This window comes from Pontibacter brevis (genome assembly GCF_054779655.1).
The window spans coordinates 29,731-47,629 of record NZ_BAAGXV010000019.1; the positions used below are offsets into that span (position 1 = coordinate 29,731).

The window sequence follows — 17,899 nt, forward strand, 5'->3', positions numbered from 1 at the left end:
AACTTAAATGTTGGTGTTATAGCTTGGCAGCCTGCATACCACTGGCAATGACCAGCGCATCTTCCAGTGCTCCAAAAATCGGGTCGGCCAGGCTTGTTTTTTCGCAGAGGGTTTTTCTGAGGTAGAAGCTGCCGTAGGTGGCTGCCACAGCCGCCGCTGCACCGACTGCAGCGCCTTCTATGGCTTTCCTGTTGTTCATCATATACACCGCTGCACCTGCCAGCGCTCCTGAAGCACTTCGCATCACCAGGGAAGGTGGCTCTATGCGGTCCGGCACGCCCGGCACTTTGTCACCTAACATCTCGCTGGCTGCGAGGCCTTTCAGTACCATAGCTACGGTGCTGTTGCCTAAAAAACGCAGCGGCGTATTTCGAAGAGGAGCACTGCCGGCTTCACTTAGAAAGTGGCTAAGCAGGGTTGGGGCAGCTAAAGAGCGCATTCCGGCAAGCGCCCCAAATGCCAAAGCTTTATAAAGTGTGTTGTTCATAGCTTTTAGTTTTTGTTAAGCTGTTTACGCAGTGCATGTTTTTGCAGCTAAAAACTGCAGCTATTTCCTGCTACTGATTTTGAGGTACCGGTGCCTATGCCACAAACATGTTCCGGTTACAAAAGCAGGTGCAAAAGGCGAATTTGTTCATGCAAAGTAACCCTTGTGCACCACAGCAACTGAATCAGGTTCTTCACTGTATATTCTTTCTTTTTTTCAGTGTTTAAATGTTATTTATGTAACAAAATTTTTAACTTATGCAGTATTTAATGAACTGATACAGTATGCTTTACTTTTATCAGGTGTTTTAACTCAGCAATTAACCTGTCCTGCTATGTATAAACGGATAAACTTGCTCCTAAACATAAAGCCAGGCGAAGCGAAGCTTGTAGGGCACCTTTTTCTTGTACAGTACTTTATTGGTGTGGCCACCGCTTTTCTGTTTACAAGTTCCCTCACACTGGTACTGTCCTATTATCCTGTTACTGTATTTCCTAAAATTTATATACTGGCAGCAGTTCTTTTATTTATCTCTAACCTGATTTATTCCAGGCTGGAGGCGCGCATGCCTTCTGACAGGTTGCTGCAGGTGATTACCGTTTTCTCCGCCGTTTCTGTTTTTTTATACTGGCTCTCTTTAACTTTTTTTACATTTGATTGGTTGCCGCCTTTACTAGGGGCATGGTACATGGTGGTGTACATGCTGGTGGGCTATGCCTTCTGGGGAATGACTGCCATTATGTTCAATGTGCGGGAAAGCAAGCGCTTGTTTTCAATAGTAGGGGCAGGTGATATACCTGCTAAGATGCTGGGTTACTTTTCTGTAACAGCACTCGTGCCGCTGATAGGTGTAGTCAATCTGCTATGGGTCTCCGTTGTGGCTTTTGCTGTAGTGTATGTGCTGCTCCAGATGTCGAACTATAAAGACAAGATTGCAACGGACCACGGCACTACTCACCATGCCACAGCACACACAAAGTCTAAAAGCCACAGTATAATTGGGCGTTACTTCCATAACCGCCTTATCTTCTCCATCGCTTTATGGTCGCTGCTAGCGTACACTATTTATTCTATTATTGACTTTACCTTTCTGGAGGAGATAAAGCTGAAGTACAGCACCAGCGACCATGAACTGGCCACATTCATAGCTGTATTCTTTGCCCTGGGCCGCCTGCTGGCTATCGGTATCAAGCTTGTTTTCAGCAGCAGGGTAATTGCCCGGCTGGGGGTTTCCAACTGCCTGCTGATAGCGCCCTTGCTGCTCCTGGTCATCAATGGCCTTATCATCCTGTCAGGAGAAGCGCTGACGACACACCTGTATGTTTTTGGGGTAATGGTGCTGCTGTCAGAGATACTGCGCTCCACGCTGCAGGAACCTGTTTTCTTTGTCCTGTTTCAGCCGCTTAATCCGCACAGCCGCTTAAAAGGACATTTGATTGCAAAGGGTTATACTTTGCCTTTTGCACTGCTGGGAGTGGGTGTTTTTCTCACTATTTACCTGCAATATCATAGTGGGCTGGCTATTTCGCTTGTTTCCCGGCTGCTCTTTGTGTTGTTACTTGCCTGGGCTGCCAGTGTTTTCCTTATCCGGAAGGCTTACATGCGCACCCTGATAAGTGTCATTAAGCGGGGTTACTTCACTGGTTCGGAGTTGTTCCTGAACGATGCTTCAGTAACAGAGGTGCTTATCAAAAAGGCTCGTAGCAACAAGCCCCAGAAGGCCATCCATGCCTTGCACCTGCTTGAAAAATCAGGTTACCAAGATATAAACAGGCTCTTGTTCCGGCAACTGCATAGTAAGTCCTGCGAGGTGAAAGAGTATGTGATTTCCAGGATCATAGAAAACAGGTTAACCGAGGCACTGCCGCTGCTCCATAACCGCCTGAAAGCAGAGACGGACTTAGCCATTAAGCCGCACCTGATGAAGGCCATCTACTACCTTGATAAAGAGAATCTGCCCTATCAGTCTGCCACAATAGAGGACCTGGATATAGATTGTAAGAAAGCAGCCATTATTGGCCTCTTGCTTCGTAATCAGGCTGAAGCAGATGCAGTAGTGGCAGCGGAACTGCGGAAAATGGTCCGCAGTCCACATGAAGCGGATAAACTGACTGCACTGTCCATTATCACGGAAACCAGGCGCAGTGATTACGAGCAGGTGCTAAGCACCTTTTTGCATGACGAGGTACCGGCGGTATATAAAAAAGCAATTGAGGCTGTAGGAGAAGTGAAAGACTTTGCCCTGTTTGAGCCAATGGTGCAGGTGGTCCTTGAAAAGAATTCCCTTGTACCCTTGCAGAAAGCCCTGCTGCACTTCGGGGACAATGTGTTCGCAACAGATTATATACATCGGAAGCTGTACCCGGAGGCTTTGACGAGTGTACTTATAAAAGTCGCGGGCAAAATGAGAGGCGGTTACTCCACTGCCTTTTTAGAGCGCCTGCTGGAAGAGAATAAGACCGCTACAGCCGAAGTGGTGGATGCGCTCTGGCAGCAAAAAGCAATTGTCTCGGCTGAATCCCAGCTTATCCTCAGAAACTGGATACAGGTAAAGCTGGATCAGAGCCTGTTAAAGGCGACCTACTACCTGCATCTTGTTTCAATAGAGGTTGTGAAGCCGCTGCAGGAGGCAGTCTGCTCAGAAATTCACCAGGACATCCAGGTGCTTTTCAAGGCTTTATCGCTACTTTATAACCGCCAGCAGATAGAGCGGGTGATGGAGCTGTATAATGTAGGGGATGCTACTAAAGTTTATAATGCCATCGAAATGCTGGAGCTCATCATCCCCCAAAGGTACTTTAACGGGCTGAATACCCTGGTTGAACTGGAGCAGGATATATGCAAAGACCAGGTGGTGGTGCATTCCACAAAAGAGATGCCTGCCAGCGCCATCATAGAAGATATCCTTCAGGAGAACAAAGCCGGGTTTAGTACCTGGACCAAGTCTGTTGCCTGCTACATGATACCGAGGCTGCAGGAAGAGGGGTTTCCCAGGCACATCCTCGATGCCAAATCAGGCAGGGAAGATAAGTTGTTTGAGGAGACCAGGGGGTATGTTTTATCAGTGCTTAACTAAGATTAAATATGTTGTTGATAGAAAAAGTATTGATTCTTCGTTCATCAGAAATATTCCGGAATACGCCGGAGCAGGAGTTGATAGGCTTAGCGGGCATACTGGAGGAGGTTTACCTGGAGGCAGATGAGAACCTTTTTTCAAAAGGTGACAGGGGCACTTGCATGTATTTTATTTACAAAGGCAGGGTGCGCATACATGACGGGAACCATACGCTGGCCGTGCTCGAAAAAGATGAGATAGTAGGGGAGTTATCTGTGCTGGATGCTGAACGGCGTTCTGCAAGTGCTACTACTGAAGAAGAGTCCATTTTATTGAAACTGGAGCAGGAGCCCTTTTACGAAATAATGATGGACAATGCAGAGATTCTGAAGGGGATCTTAAAAACACTTTGCAGGCGCCTGCGCATCATGGATGATAAAAGCGTTACCCACCACAGCGCTAACTTAACAAGCCTTCCGTCTCTTTGATGGCTTGCAGGTAATTCATTTTAACTTTCTGACGCCGCTTCAGGGAGGACTTCGTGAAGTAGCGGTGACTCTCCAAGAAACGTATCTGCAGCATGTTCCATTCCTTGAAGTCTTTCACCACTCCTTGCTCCAGAAACTCCTTGTACAGGTTATTTCCTATTTCAAAAAAATCGGCTCTGCCCATGTAATCTAAATCGGCGTCACATATAATCTGCTCCAGATGGTTTTGTGGGTTCTGCGGCACTTTCGTAGCACGTATCATACCACATACCCTTTCTATCTGTTCGTCTGTAAAACCAAAGGCAGGCAGCTCCTCAGAGGCTACTTCACAGCTTTTATCTTCATGCTCCTGGTAGGCATACAGGAAGCCGGTATCGTGATAAAGCGCACTCACTTTTAGAAGCAGCATGTCTTCAGGGGCTGTTACCCCTTCTTTGTTGGCTATCACAACAGCCTGCTTTAACACATCCAGCGTGTGCGCCACATTATGATAGGTCAGTTTTTCTGACAAGCCTTTTTGTAGCTTGTCAATGACGTGAACCTGGATGCGGGCAAACAAATCCATGGCTGCGATAAGTCTGGAAGACTTCACAATATTAAAGAATCTAGATTTTCAACTCCGAACATAGCGCTTGCCTGTTTCTGATTAACTAGTCACTACTTTTCTGCTGCTTTTTATATGTGGTATGCTCAATGAGGGTTCGCTAATATAGAAATGAATATAGACAAAATATCGCTATATTAAGCATGGTATGGCGCTAAAATATTTCAGTTTCAGGAAGGTTATGGTTTTTGAAGTTCATTTGCAGGAGTGTCAGGAGTTTGGAACAGGACAATCGGCAACAAAGAAGTTGATCGCTATCAAAAAATAATGTTCCACTTCTTTTTCTATGAATTTATAGACAGAAGTGGAACATTATAACTGCTAGTTACGGCTTAAATAAGGCTTAGTCCTGATACAGCATGAGCATCGAAATCGGTGGTACTTCTACTTCCTGCCTTACTTTTTCTGCACCGGTAGGGTCTATTGTTCTCCCCTTCACGGCGATGTGCCATTCTCCTTTCACGGTGAGCCGGACAGCAGACTTGTTAGCGTTGTAATACACCATGATGTTCTTCCAGCTGTCATTGTTTGCATTGCCTTTCAGCAGGAAGACTACGAGCCCTGGAGCCGTCTCTACAAACTCGAGGTGCTTGTACACCATTTCGGCAGTAGGCATGCTGAAAGCCGGGTGCGCTCTCCTGAGAGAAACAAGCTGCTTGTAATAAGTGAATACATCCTCCTGTTTCGTTTTCCAGTTCCAGTTTATCTGGTTGATTTCATCCGGTAAATTATAGCTGTTATGCTCGCCTTTTTTAGTACGCAGCATTTCCACGCCGGCGTGCAGAAAAGGAATGCCCTGGGAGGTAAGCACCACGGCATTGGCCAGCAGGTGCATACTCTTGATTTCCTCTTCGGAAGCGTCCTCGCACGAAGCCTTTAGTTTGTCATACAAGGTCTGGTTATCATGGCAGGACACATAAGAAACAGACTGCCAGGGTTCCCTTGCCCATGCGGCCCTGCCTGCATGCACCTCAGGATGCTGAATGCTGCCTATTACGCCAAACTTAATGACTTCCTCCATGCCGTGCGCTCCGCTGGCAAAGCCCTTGGACCTCGTGTCAAAAACAGAGCCCTTAAGTGCATCCCTGATGTCGTCACTAAAGGCAGAGACATGCTGCAGCATATAAGTATGTGCCTTGGTTGCTCTTTTAGAGTGGGAGAGAGGGCTTCCTCCGGCCGTCCAGCCTTCCCCGTACACGATAATGTTTGGGTTTACTTTTTTCAACGCAGCCGTCAGCTGATTCATGGTCTCTATATCATGAATACCCATCAGGTCAAAGCGGAAGCCATCAACATGGTATTCCTGCGCCCAATGCACGCAAGACTCTATGATGAACTTACGCATCATAGTGCGCTCGCTGGCTGTTTCGTTTCCGCAGCCGGAAGCATCAGACCACCTGCCATCGGCGTGCCTGTAATAGTAGCCCGGTACTTCCAGGTTGAAGTTGGAACCCTCTGTAACGCCGGTGTGGTTGTACACCACGTCTAATATTACGCCAATGCCATTGCTGTGGAGCCCTTGCACCATTTGCTTAAACTCCCGGATGCGCACCTCCGCATGAAACGGATCCGTTGCATAAGAACCTTCCGGCACGTTGTAGTTTTGCGGGTCATAGCCCCAGTTGTACTGTGGCTTATCCAGTGCAGATTCGTCTACAGACAGGTAGTCAAACGCAGGTAGCAGGTGCACATGGGTAATGCCCAGCTCCTTCAGGTGGTCGAGCCCTGTGGCCAATCCTTCAGGATTGGTGGTGCCTTCTTCCACCAGTCCCACAAACTTACCGGGGTTTGCGCTTCCTGAGTTTTTGCTGATGGTAAAGTCCCGCACATGCGCTTCGTACAGCACAACTTCGTTCGGTGAGGAGACGGTAGGTCCCACATCGTCTTGCCAATTCTCCGGGTCAGTAGTTGCAAGGTCCAGCACCATGGCGCGTTTACCATTTACCCCAACAGCCGTGGCATATATACCCGGCGTCTCGGCCAGCCACTTCCCTTTCACCTTTACCTGAAAAGTATAGTATGTTCCCTGCAAGTCCTCATGCACAGTTGTTACCCACAGGCCGTCTTCCACTTCCTCCAGAAAAACTTTTTCCAGGTGCTCGCCTCCGTCTCCTGCTGTATAAAAATGTACTACTACCTCTTCCGCCACCGGCGACCAAAGTTTGAAGGTAGTTTGTGCAGGGGTATATTGTGTCCAAAGGTTTTCTTCAGGGCAAGTGGGGTAATCACTGTAGCTCTTGTATGAAGCAGTCTCTTTGAATGAAGTAAAAGTCATAATCGAAAATAAAAAAGGGTGAACGAAAGGGATGCTGTGAAGGGGTAGCGAATTTGGTAAATTTATATTACGACTACCAGGATAGAAAAGTATTAACTGGTATAAATACTTAGTGCAATATGCGTATTAACTCTGTTAATGTATTTAAAAAAATTATACGTGCAAATGCAGGACGAGCTGCGGTTACAAAAAGTATTCTCTTTTATTTCTTCTTAGCTCTGTCTTGCCATGTTTAGGAGTATCCAAATATAATGCCAGTAAATAAGGTGATTTTATATAAATATATTTCCCTTCATGTAAGTGATGCATGTGCCGCCTATCAGTACCCTCATACCTAAGTTATTGCAGTATAATGTACCTGTTCTCTCGGATACCTGCAGGGCGGTTAATTCTTTTTTGTTGAGCTTCCGGCTCCAATAAGGAATAAGGGAGCAATGGGCGGAGCCTGTTACAGGGTCTTCAAAAATACTGGCCTGGGGTGTGAAAAAGCGGGATACAAAATCAGCTGTATCACCTTTTGCCGTGGCTATGATGCCGCCGGGGGCCAGGTTAATCTGGTCCAGAATGACTCTGTCGGGCTGTAGTGCGCGCACCGTTTCTTCACTGTCGTAAACTAAAACGTAGTCTCTGGCTTTCAGTACTTCCATAGGTTCATGCCCCATCCCGTGCCGGATTACCTCCGGTAGTTCGGCAGCCACAGGCATGCGCGATGGGAAATCGAGTGTCAGCAGTTCACCCTGTCTTGTAACGGTAAGTTCACCACTGGCCGAGCTGAAGACTACCGTATCAGCCACCAGGTGCAGGTGATTGAAAACAACATGCGCCGCAGCCAGTGTTGCATGGCCACACAGGTCCATTTCAATTTCGGGTGTAAACCACCTGATGCTGTATTTACCTGCAGTGGAGGAGGGAATGATGTAGGCTGTTTCCGGAAGATAATTCTCAGCTGCTATTTTCAGCAGTGTTGCATCTGGCAGCCACTCATTGAGAAGGCAAACAGCAGCAGGGTTGCCGCCAAACAATTTATCTGTAAAGCTGTCTATCTGGTAAAGGGAGAGTGGCATAGAAAAGGTTTTCCTGAAAATTCAGCCGCAAAGGTAGTAGAATCTGCCTTGCTTCCTGAAGCATGGCCGCATCAGAAAGTGTACTTAACATGCTTTTTATAAGCTAATGCAGTGATTTCCATCGTTTGCGGGTGTTGCAGGGAGCATTTTCACTGTAGATTTCGTTCTTTTGCAGTCCAAAAACAGGAAACCATACATGAAAGATAAATTAAAGAAGGCATATGATGCGGAGCGCTTCCGCAGGGAGGGGCATCAGCTCATCGACATCATTTCGGATTACCTGGCAGATGCCACCACAGACAGTGCGGAAGCAAGGGCCATTCCGTGGCAGGACCCTGAAGAGCAGTTGGCATACTGGCAGCAGGATTTCCAGAAGCCGCTACAGGAAAATCCGCTGGAGCTGTTCAAAGACGTTATGTCGAAGTCTATACAGGTGCACCGCAAGCGTTACATAGGCCACCAGACCACACCTACCTTACCTGTCACAGTGCTTTCGTCGGCTATGACAGCCCTGCTGAACCAGGGCATGGGGGTGTATGAAATGGGAATGGTAGGCAATACGCTGGAGAAGGTGCTGACAGAACACCTGGCGCAGAAACTTGGCTATGGCCCCGAAGCCTCCGGCTTTATTACCTCAGGTGGCTCCCTTGGCAACCTGACTGCCTTGCTGGCAGCAAGAGCAGCTGCAACAGAAATCTGGCACAAAGGCTACAGAAGTGGCCTTCAGCTGGCCGTGCTGGTGTCGGAGGAGGCGCATTATTGCATCGACCGTGCCGCCCGTATCATGGGACTGGGCGCGGAAGGTATTATAAAAGTGCCGGTAAATGAGCAGTTCAAAATGCGGACCGACCTGCTGGAAGAATATTACCAGCAGGCAGTGTCGGAGGGGAAGCAGGTAATCAGTGTAATTGGCTGCGCAGGCACTACCTCTACCGGCTCTTATGATGATTTGGAGGCGATTGCCGCCTTCAGCCAGGAACACAAGCTCTGGTTTCATGTAGACGGGGCGCATGGTGCTCCTGCTGCTTTCTCCCCGAAGTACCGGCATCTTCTAAAAGGGATCGAAAAAGCTGACTCTGTGGTGGTGGACTATCATAAAATGATGATGACGCCTTCCTTGTCTACAGCCTTGATCTTTAAGCATGGTAGCGATGCTTACAAAACATTTTCTCAGCGGGCGCAATACCTGTGGGTGGAGCAGGAGTCGGAGGAGTGGTTCAATGGCGGCAGGCGCAGCTTCGAGTGCACCAAGGCCATGTCTGCCCTGAACGTGTATACCATCTTCAGAACCTACGGAGACGATATCTTCAGGGAAAACATAGAGCAGCTTTATGAACTGGCCACTGAGTTTTCGGCACTCATTCGTTCGAATCAGAATTTTGAGCTGGCCTATGAACCGGAGTGTAATATTGTGTGCTTCCGTTACAAGGCGGAAGAAGAAATGACACCCCTGAACCTGGCTATCCGGAACATGCTCCTGGAGCAGGGTAGGTTTTATATTGTCCAGACAGTTCTGAATGGAGACCTGTACCTGCGCGTTTCCCTGATGAATCCTCTTACAACTATAAATGAGCTACAGGAGCTGTTGCAGGAAATAGAGGAGAAGGCAGCACTGCTGCTGGCAAGGGTATAAACTGGCTGCCTGGGTATATAATTGTTTTAAGGTATTAGCAAAAAGCCCACCCTTCGTTCCTCCGTGGAGGAGCCAGGGGTGGGCTCTTTGCTATAGAAGTTATTGTTGCTGTCAGGACATTATTCAAACATGGCAGGCTTTCATCTATAGCAGATACTTTTCTATGGCCACCGCTACACCATCGTCGGTACTGTTTAGGGTGATTTCATCGGCGGCGGCTTTTACTTCCTCCCGGGCATTGCCTACTGCAATGCCTTTGCCTACTGCCTTCAGCATATCTATGTCGTTGTAGTTGTCACCGAAGGCCATCGCCTCTTCCATGGCAATTCCATAGTTGTTCTTCAGGATAAGCTCGAGTGCCGTCGCTTTAGAAATAGTGCGCGGTGCCAGCTCAAGGTAGGTAGGCCTGGAGTAGTAGATATAAATATCATTGCCGAACTGCGCTGTCAGGGCCTTCTCCATTTGGGCTATTTCCTCCTCTGGCCCCATACACATCACTTTATGCGCCCCGATGTTGGCTCTTTGCCAACTGTCCAGTACAGGAGCCAACGCCCCTACATTCGCTGACACCTTCGTTACCCGTTCTTCCTTTTCGGTCCATTTATCTACCTGAGGGGCATACCACAGGTCTTCGGTATATAAACTGACGTGGATATCAGTTCCATGGGCCATATCTACAATGGCAGAGCAGACAGAAACAGGTATCTGTACAGAGTCCACCACGGCAGGTGCCTCCGTGCCGTCGTTATACAACAGCACATAGCCCCCGTTAAAGCAGATCATGGGGTGGTGCAGGATGCCAAGTTCTTCCTGCAGGTGGCGCATGGCACCGGGCATTCGTGAAGAAGCTAGAATAAAGGGGATGTCCTTGTCAAGCTTTTTTACGGTAGCAATGGTTTTGGGTGAAAGTTCACGGCGGCTGTCAAGAAGGGTGCCGTCTATGTCGGAGCAAATAGCTTTGATATTCATTTCAATCGTTTTTCCAATAAGCTTTTCCTGCGGAAGGCAGGTTTTCGGTTGCAACGATAGGGCATAAATAAATGAGTTGCAAAAGAAAGTAGGAATTGCGCATACATGCGGCGGCAATTCAGCAAGCGGTTGCTACATAGGCAGGGGCTGCTAATGTAGCCGGATATGCTATGGCGCTACAGAAAAAAGCGACGGCACCTGCCTTACAAAGGTGGCACCATCGCTGTACTTTACTTAAAGAAATGATGGCCCGTGTATTTCAGCGAACTACTCTCTGCCTTTCTTTTTTTCCTGCTTTGCTGCGCGCTTTTCTTTTTCTGTTTTCGCAGGTTTTTTCTTTGTCTCTTTTTTTGCGTCTTGTGATTTTCCCATAACCGAGTTTTTTATTGTGAAGGAGTGTCTTCTACTTTTCTCTCTATACTCCTAAACTAGGCTTCGAGATAACCTGTTTCAAAAATTTGTCTTATGAAACAGGATTAACCTGAACTGGTTTTGAAGCTGCAGGTGCTATAAGCATCATGGTTCTCTCAGTTTTGGCTGCAGAAGCAACCCTGAAGTCTTTTCTAGAGAAAAAAATCGGGGGATGTTGAGCTGCTCATAGTCAGGCACCTACCTACGCTGTGGTTTCCAAGCACTGCCCGCAAAGCGGTAAGTGTGGTCAAAAATGCCTTCTTTATATAAACAAGCGCTTTCTGAGCGCGTTATATAGTAGGAGACAGGCACTGTTTCCCCCTTTTATTTGAATAGATATGACTATACGTTTTTGTCACCTTTCCTATTTCGTTTTTATCTGGATTATCTCTTTTGGTTGTAAGCAAACAGAGGTTATGCCGCGCATCACCCTGGAAGAGGAGCAAATGCTTTTAGGCAACCCCAGCGGCGCCACTGCGGAAATAAGTAACCACAATAATTATTTGATTAGCAGGCCGCAGTATGCCTTGTCTTATAGCAGAAACAGAGGTACTCCGAACTGGGTAAGCTGGCACGTGAGCAGGGACTGGCTGGGCAGTGCGCCCCGGCAGGACAACTTCCGGACTGACATGACACTTCCGGATGGCTGGTACCGTGTAAAGTCAGCCAGTTACAGCGGGAGCGGTTTTGATCGCGGGCATAACACTCCCTCAGCCGACCGTACCAAATCAGAGGCTGACAATGCTGCTACTTTCCTGATGGCGAATATCATTCCGCAGGCTCCCCGGAACAACCAGGAGACTTGGGCCAATCTCGAAGACTATACCCGTGATTTGGTACAGGCAGGGCAGGAGGTATATGTGATTATGGGGAGTTACGGCATAGGCGGTACGGGTAGCAACGGCTCAGCCAATAAGATTGATGAAGGGCGGGTGACAGTGCCAAGCCGTATCTGGAAAGTACTGGTGGTGTTGCCGGAAGGAAACAACGACCTTTCCCGCATTGACACAAATACACGGGTGATAGCGGTGAACACACCAAACACCCAATCCGTGAGGTCTGACTGGGGCACCTACCGCACTACCGTGGATGCCATAGAGAAAGCTACTGGTTACGACTTGCTGTCTGCTTTGCCGAATGAGATAGAGGAGGTACTGGAAGGCCGGGTAGATAAAGACCCGGTTCAGTAACAAAACAGCACATGAACAACCCTGATTCTCCAGCTATTCAGCCGCTGCTGCAAGAACTCAGTGCTGCTTCAGATGGCCTGTTTTACATAAGCGAAACAGACCACCCATTCGAAGCCGTGCACATCCCGCAGGTGCAGGATAGCAGTGCGTTGCCTGCAGCACTTGCCCAACTGCCGGATGTACCGGAAGATGCCATCGTAGAGGTGGTAGACCTTTCGTATTTCTTCCGGAATATGACGAGGGTAGAGGAACCGGATGCAGGAGAGGAGGAAAGAAAATCTGCCCATCGTTTCCGAGAGTTACAGGAGTTACTGGAGCAGCGGCTGCAGGAAATAAAAGTGTACAGAATCGGCAAGCGCCGCATTCATGCTTTTATTCTTGGCAAAGCAGCAACAGCAGACTTTGCCGGATTAAGGACTGTACTGGTAGAAACATAAGATTCTGCCAGTACAGTCCTTCAGATATATTGCCTACTGCTCAGTCTTCTTCCTGAGCTTTTTTTATCTCAGAAAGAAGAGCCTTGTCGGATAGGCTGTCCATCCAGTTTTTGGGCAATGCAATCCTGACAGATTGCGCGCCGCCGCCAGGTGTGCATACAACCGGCACCGTGCCATTCGCATTTTCAGCCAGTTCGGTTGCCCTTTCAGAAGCCTCTTTATCGAGGCCTGCATAAGCCTGCACACAAGTCCAGGTGGTGTTGTTCGTGTCGGTAATTTCCCTTTGTGTCATACCAGTTTCATCTTGTTCCGGTACTCATACTGTTAAACACCCTTACAGGATGTCCTGAAGAGCGGTGACAGCTGAATTTTTTCAAAGACCAGTGCCTGCTGGCAACTGTGGCTGTACCACGCTTTGAAATCAGGTGCGGCAGGAGGTGAAAACTGCATGCTGTTTCAGAAGTGCTACAGCACCAGAAACAGGGACAGTACTATAAAGAAGGCGGCCTTGGCTAATAATACCGTTTTTAATGTAACCTAATGAGCCAAAACCTGATATAGCATCATGTAAAAACATGTACAAACATGAATCTAATAGCATGATGTGGTGTACAACCTTACAATTTTTAAACCTATAAAGTCAGAAACTATGGCAAGTACAAAATGGAAAGTAGACCCTACACACAGTGAAGTACAGTTTAAGGTAAGACACCTGATGATAACAACTGTCACCGGTTTTTTTAAAAGTTTTGATGTAGAAGTAGAAACAGAAGGGGAGGATTTTACAAAAGCTTCCACCATCGTTTTCACGGCTGATGTGGATTCTGTCAGCACGAACAATGAACAGCGGGATACACACCTGAAGTCAGAGGAGTTCTTTGATATGGCAAACCACGGCCAGATAAAGTTTGTTGGAACCAGCTACGAAGAAACGGAGCCTGGCTTTGCCAAATTGCACGGCGACCTGAATATAAGAGGTGTTTCCAAGCCCGTTACAGTAAATGTGGAGCATCATGGCGTTGTAGTGGACCCCTACGGCCAAACCAAAGCTGGCTTTACTGTTGACGGCAAAATTAACCGCAAAGAGTTTGGCCTTACCTGGGATGCTGTAACCGAAGCAGGCAGTGTGGTGGTTAGCGACGAAATACGGCTTCATGCCGAAATACAGTTAGTGAGGCAGGGATAGTAAGAGACCTTTGCTGGCAGCCGGAAAATAAAGCTATCATCCGGCTGCCAGCTATTTATAGCTGTGTAGGGCATCACCAGGCTGTGCAGCTAAGTTCCCTCACATAATCCTTGCCATCAACACTTCATCAGCAGAACCGTACAATATTTATTCTGATGTATCAATAGTCCCTAGAACAGATTTTAACCTCACGCAGCCAGAGTAAAATGGAGAATGACTTGTTTCACTTGTTTGGAAAATCCAGTAAGAAAGTATTTTTCCTGTATAATCTTCGTACTCAGCAGTTCGAGTACCTAAATGAAGCTGTTGAAAGAATCTGGGAAGTAAGTCGGGAACTGGTACTCACTGAGCCGAAGCATTTGTTTGCACGCATTCATCCTGATGATAAGGAGGCGGTTGTGAAGCGTTTCCGGGAGATGAAGGAAGAGGGAACAGCACAGGAAATGGAGCTTAGTCTTGTGCTGGATGGGGATGTTCGGAAAGAAGTAAAGATAGATGCCTATTCTGTAAGAGACCAGGACGGAAACCAGGCGCATGTGGCGGGGGTGGCCGAAGATGTTACAAAGCAGTCACAGTACATCGATTACCTTAGGGAGTTCAGCCGCAGGAAGAACAGTGCACTTGAAATTATTGCCCATGATTTGCGCGGGCCTCTTTCTATTGTAAAAAGCGTGTCCAACCTGCTCGAAAGTGAGCACCAGGAAAAGAAATACGATGAAATAAGCACTTACACAAACATTATAGCAGAAGCCTACGAAAACTGCCTCAGCATTATAACAGATGTGTTGCGTGACGAGCACCTGCAGTCTCCGACAATTTATGTGAACATACAGCGATTCGATTTAGTAGAGGCAGTGCAGAAGCTGCTTTATTCCTACCAGGTGGCAAACGGCATAGAACATACTTTTGAGTTAGTTGCCGGTGAAGAGAAGATAATGGTAGAGCTAGATGAGGTCAAACTTATGCAAGTGCTCAATAACCTGCTTTCGAATTCCATTAAGTTTACCAGCCCAGGTGGTAGGATTCAAATTGAACTGAGAAAAGAGAATAAGAGGCTGCTTGTCATCCACTCCGACAATGGCATTGGCATCCCAAAAGAACTGCAACCGCATATATTCGAAAGATACAGTAGGGCCACACGAAAAGGCTTGCGCGGTGAGCCTACCACTGGTGTTGGATTGGCTATTGTGCGGGAACTGGTAGAAGTACAGGGAGGCAAAATATGGGTGGAGAGTGAAGAGAATCAAGGTGCCGCCTTTTATCTAAGCCTTCCGCTGCCCGATGAATAAGCATGGTGCTTTCCTATAACACCATTTTCCTGGCTTAGCCAGGGCTGCTTTGCGCAAATCCTTTACTGCCTGCCTGGTTCGTACTGACTGTCCTCCTTTTTTATTTTCTGCACAGAATTGTTTGCAGGCGTCGCACATTTTACTTGCCAACCTTGTTATTATGGTATGAAATATTTTGTAGAAGAAGGTTCTGTTGTAAGAGAAATATGGGGAAAAAGCGATACCATCCTCTTTATTTTTGCCGGAGCTTCTGCTGAATTTGCCCTGAACAAGGCCGTAGACTGGCTTTATTTTACCGGTAGGCTGCCTTCTGACCCACTGGGAAGGCTGTTTTCTACGGTGGCTTATGCCCGCCAGATTGTTTTTTCTGATTTGGAAGGCGCTCACCGTGCTATCGACAAAATGGCTGCCATCCATGCAGGCGTGGAGGCAAAGCGCGGCATGTCGATACCGGACTGGGCATACCGCGACGTGTTGTTTATGCTGATAGACTACTCTATCCGCTCCTATGAACTGCTGGAACGAAAGCTTACAGAAAACGAAAGAGCAGAGGTGTTTGAAGTATTTAACCGGGTAGGAAGCCGCATGGGTATTAGCGGGTTACCTGAAACTTATCCTCACTGGCTCCTGATGCGGGAGGAGCACTTAATGCAGAATCTGCAGCGTGGGGCATATACTGCCGACCTGTACAAGCAGTACCGGAAGCACCTTGGCGTCTTTCGGTATACCTTGCTGCTGCAGGGGCAGGTGCTGGTCGTGCCGGCTATCGTGAACAGGATGCTGAATCTCGGCAGGTTTTCGCTGCTGTCCCCAGTCCTGGCACTGTACAAGGTAAGCAGAAAGCTTCAGGTGGAGTGGCTTCTGAAAGCCGCTATCCTTCCTCCGGCTTATAAATCAGAAATCAAAGCACTGGACTCAGTGCCTTCCTGAATGACCCCATTACAGACTGCAACATGTAATCCGGATAATGAAGTGCAGTAATGGTAAAACCCTGGGCGTGGCTGTTCAGTAGATAAAGTCTTATTAAGTTTAAAACAAACAGAATGGACGATATCCTGAGTGTGCTGACACCGCCCTTTCTTCTTCATATGTTTCTTCATGTGGCAGTGCCGTTGCTGGTTGCGGTACTGTTCTTCCGGAAAGACTTCCGGCATGCTTCCCTGGTGATGCTGGCGGGTATACTGATTGATGTAGACCATTTATGGGCAAGCCCGATGGTTGATCCTGACCGGTGCAGCGTAGGCTATCACCTGCTGCACAGCTACTGGCTGATTCCGGTTTATGTGGCTCTCGCCCTTTACCCCAAAACACGTTTGGTTGGCCTTGGACTTGTCATACATATTCTTCTGGATACCGCAGAATGTGTAAGAACGGGTACCTTAGCTCTGAATTCAATTACTTTTCAATAGTAGGAGGGAGAATTACTTCTCGTCCCTGCCCTTGAATATTTCTGAGTCAACAGGCACCCCGTCAGGGTTAATGAACTGTACCTGCTGCCGTGGATATACCGGGATAATCTTTTCAGCATACTCTGGCTTGGCCAGTTCCTGTGTTATCCGGAACGTGAGCTCGCTCTTCCACTTTCTGCGCTCCCGGGCACCCACCAGGTAACGGATGGTGATGTTAGTCCAGGAGTCGTCGAGAGAGACAAACACCTGCGGCCTTTCTGCCACAAACTCTCCCAGGCCAGCCTTCTTTAAAAGCCTGGAGTAAGTGCGTGCCGGCTCTATCATATAATCTCCTAGAAGCACCGTAGAGACTCTTTCCATTACCCCCATCGACAGTTCAATGTCTGATTCGTTGGCGATGGCCACACTCAGTTCATCCCATACAAAAGGAAAATCACCGGTCAGGTTAATGACCGTGCCTGTCAGGATTTCGTTGTTCGGGAACGTGACCATTCTCCCGGTTGGTTGCTCTGCCTGCACAAAGCCCGGCTGGTATGGTGCACCTATTTCCCAAACTGTAGTGGTCAGGAAGTCGATGCGGTACACATCCCCAAAAACTTCACCTACGCGGATGCGGTCGCCTACCCGGTAGTAACCCTGGAAGGAGTTCAGCAGCCAGCCTGTAAAACTTTCTATTGGAGTTTGCAGCGACCAGGAGAGGGCCAGGCCAATCAAACCGAAAGAGCCTACGAGAGCCCTGATATCACCGGCAACTACACTGACGGCAATACCAATGGCCAGCAGCCACACCGAGATAAGCGTAAGGGTGGTAATGGCGCTGGAGCTATGCCAGCGGCCAATTGTTCTATGGAGTAATGCCCGGAGCGCTTTTGTCAGGAGCCAGGCCAGCACCAGAATACCGATGGCAATCAGCATCTTGGGCAGGTTAAAATAAAAGCTGCTCCACAGGCTCTGCAGTGCCCCCAAAGCTTCATCGGCCGACTCTTTGCTGGAGCCAACCAACGTGCTGTCGCGGGCAAAAGAGTCTGATTGGGCAGCCACTAAATCCTCTACTGCTACCTCGTCTACTACGGCCACAGAATCCACTGTCTCTTCCTGCGGATTGTCCTGCGCCAGCCCTGCCTCAGAAGGAGATGTCAGCATGATGATGAAACCTGTTATGGCTACCGCCAGGATAGAGGCCTGCCGGAAGTTCTTGAGCCTGTTTTCTGCGGCGCCTTTCACCTTGGAGGGCTGAGCCACCCGCCTTTTCCTGTTTCTGAGCTTGTATTTTTGCTGCGCCCGCACACCACCGCCTTGTCGCTGTGTTGCAGCCTGCTGTGGCGTAGCGGTTCTGATACTGGTTTTCCTGTTATTGTTATGAATTCTTCTGTTCCGGTTGTAAGGAGGCATACCTGTAGGA

General features: G+C 48.2%; 16 protein-coding genes. 9 read left to right on the forward strand and 7 right to left on the reverse strand.

Annotated elements, in window-relative coordinates; translation table 11 throughout:
- Positions 1-16: 16 nt before the first annotated feature.
- A complete protein-coding gene (locus ACYVB1_RS05165; RefSeq protein ID WP_460921274.1) occupies positions 17-487 on the reverse strand; it encodes a DUF4126 family protein in 471 nt (156 codons plus the stop codon).
- Between the two features lie 352 nt (positions 488-839).
- On the opposite strand from ACYVB1_RS05165, the gene ACYVB1_RS05170 reads away from it, so the two are divergent.
- The gene (locus ACYVB1_RS05170) at positions 840-3,563 is read left to right on the forward strand and encodes an NTP/NDP exchange transporter (RefSeq protein ID WP_460921276.1); all 2,724 of its coding nucleotides are present in this window, start codon (positions 840-842) and stop codon (positions 3,561-3,563) included.
- A gap of 8 nt (positions 3,564-3,571) precedes the next feature.
- Positions 3,572-4,030, forward strand: coding sequence for a cyclic nucleotide-binding domain-containing protein (locus tag ACYVB1_RS05175; protein ID WP_460921278.1), 459 nt, complete (start codon positions 3,572-3,574; stop codon positions 4,028-4,030).
- Here the strand turns inward: ACYVB1_RS05175 and ACYVB1_RS05180 are convergent.
- The 3 genes from ACYVB1_RS05180 to ACYVB1_RS05190 all read right to left on the reverse strand — a co-directional run bounded on the left by ACYVB1_RS05180 (position 4,002) and on the right by ACYVB1_RS05190 (position 7,973).
- Positions 4,002-4,595 carry an HD domain-containing protein gene (locus ACYVB1_RS05180; protein ID WP_460921281.1) on the reverse strand — a complete coding sequence of 198 codons (594 nt, stop codon included), beginning with the start codon at positions 4,593-4,595 and terminating at the stop codon, positions 4,002-4,004. The genes ACYVB1_RS05175 and ACYVB1_RS05180 overlap by 29 nt on opposite strands.
- Before the next feature lie 382 nt (positions 4,596-4,977).
- A complete protein-coding gene (gene pulA, locus ACYVB1_RS05185) occupies positions 4,978-6,909 on the reverse strand; it encodes a type I pullulanase (protein ID WP_460921284.1) in 1,932 nt (643 codons plus the stop codon).
- A gap of 272 nt (positions 6,910-7,181) precedes the next feature.
- Complete coding sequence (locus ACYVB1_RS05190) at positions 7,182-7,973, reverse strand: PhzF family phenazine biosynthesis protein (protein ID WP_460921286.1); 792 nt, start codon at positions 7,971-7,973, stop codon at positions 7,182-7,184.
- A 196-nt stretch (positions 7,974-8,169) separates the two neighbouring features.
- On the opposite strand from ACYVB1_RS05190, the gene ACYVB1_RS05195 reads away from it, so the two are divergent.
- Positions 8,170-9,606, forward strand: coding sequence for a pyridoxal phosphate-dependent decarboxylase family protein (locus tag ACYVB1_RS05195; protein WP_460921289.1), 1,437 nt, complete (start codon positions 8,170-8,172; stop codon positions 9,604-9,606).
- Between the two features lie 144 nt (positions 9,607-9,750).
- Here ACYVB1_RS05195 and ACYVB1_RS05200 read toward each other — a convergent pair whose 3' ends face one another.
- The gene (locus tag ACYVB1_RS05200; RefSeq protein WP_460921292.1) at positions 9,751-10,575 is read right to left on the reverse strand and encodes a Cof-type HAD-IIB family hydrolase; all 825 of its coding nucleotides are present in this window, start codon (positions 10,573-10,575) and stop codon (positions 9,751-9,753) included.
- 749 nt (positions 10,576-11,324) lie between these two features.
- Here ACYVB1_RS05200 and ACYVB1_RS05205 point away from each other — a divergent pair.
- A complete protein-coding gene (locus ACYVB1_RS05205; protein WP_460921295.1) occupies positions 11,325-12,176 on the forward strand; it encodes a DNA/RNA non-specific endonuclease in 852 nt (283 codons plus the stop codon).
- Between the two features lie 11 nt (positions 12,177-12,187).
- Positions 12,188-12,613, forward strand: a complete 426-nt coding sequence (locus ACYVB1_RS05210) for a nuclease A inhibitor family protein (protein WP_460921298.1) — start codon at positions 12,188-12,190, stop codon at positions 12,611-12,613.
- Between the two features lie 40 nt (positions 12,614-12,653).
- Here ACYVB1_RS05210 and ACYVB1_RS05215 read toward each other — a convergent pair whose 3' ends face one another.
- A complete protein-coding gene (locus ACYVB1_RS05215; protein ID WP_460921300.1) occupies positions 12,654-12,905 on the reverse strand; it encodes a hypothetical protein in 252 nt (83 codons plus the stop codon).
- Positions 12,906-13,262: 357 nt separating this feature from the next.
- On the opposite strand from ACYVB1_RS05215, the gene ACYVB1_RS05220 reads away from it, so the two are divergent.
- From ACYVB1_RS05220 to ACYVB1_RS05235, 4 genes are all read left to right on the forward strand, one after another.
- On the forward strand, positions 13,263-13,799 hold the full coding sequence (locus ACYVB1_RS05220) for a YceI family protein (RefSeq protein ID WP_460921302.1): 537 nt from the start codon (positions 13,263-13,265) through the stop codon (positions 13,797-13,799).
- Between the two features lie 206 nt (positions 13,800-14,005).
- Positions 14,006-15,088, forward strand: coding sequence for a PAS domain-containing sensor histidine kinase (locus ACYVB1_RS05225; protein WP_460921305.1), 1,083 nt, complete (start codon positions 14,006-14,008; stop codon positions 15,086-15,088).
- A 165-nt stretch (positions 15,089-15,253) separates the two neighbouring features.
- Positions 15,254-16,018, forward strand: coding sequence for an oxygenase MpaB family protein (locus tag ACYVB1_RS05230; protein ID WP_460921308.1), 765 nt, complete (start codon positions 15,254-15,256; stop codon positions 16,016-16,018).
- A 113-nt stretch (positions 16,019-16,131) separates the two neighbouring features.
- Positions 16,132-16,497: a DUF6122 family protein gene (locus ACYVB1_RS05235; protein WP_460921311.1), complete on the forward strand. Its 366-nt coding sequence runs from the start codon at positions 16,132-16,134 to the stop codon at positions 16,495-16,497.
- Between the two features lie 12 nt (positions 16,498-16,509).
- Here the strand turns inward: ACYVB1_RS05235 and ACYVB1_RS05240 are convergent, their stop codons facing one another.
- On the reverse strand, positions 16,510-17,889 hold the full coding sequence (locus ACYVB1_RS05240; protein WP_460921313.1) for a mechanosensitive ion channel family protein: 1,380 nt from the start codon (positions 17,887-17,889) through the stop codon (positions 16,510-16,512).
- Positions 17,890-17,899 lie beyond the last annotated feature (10 nt).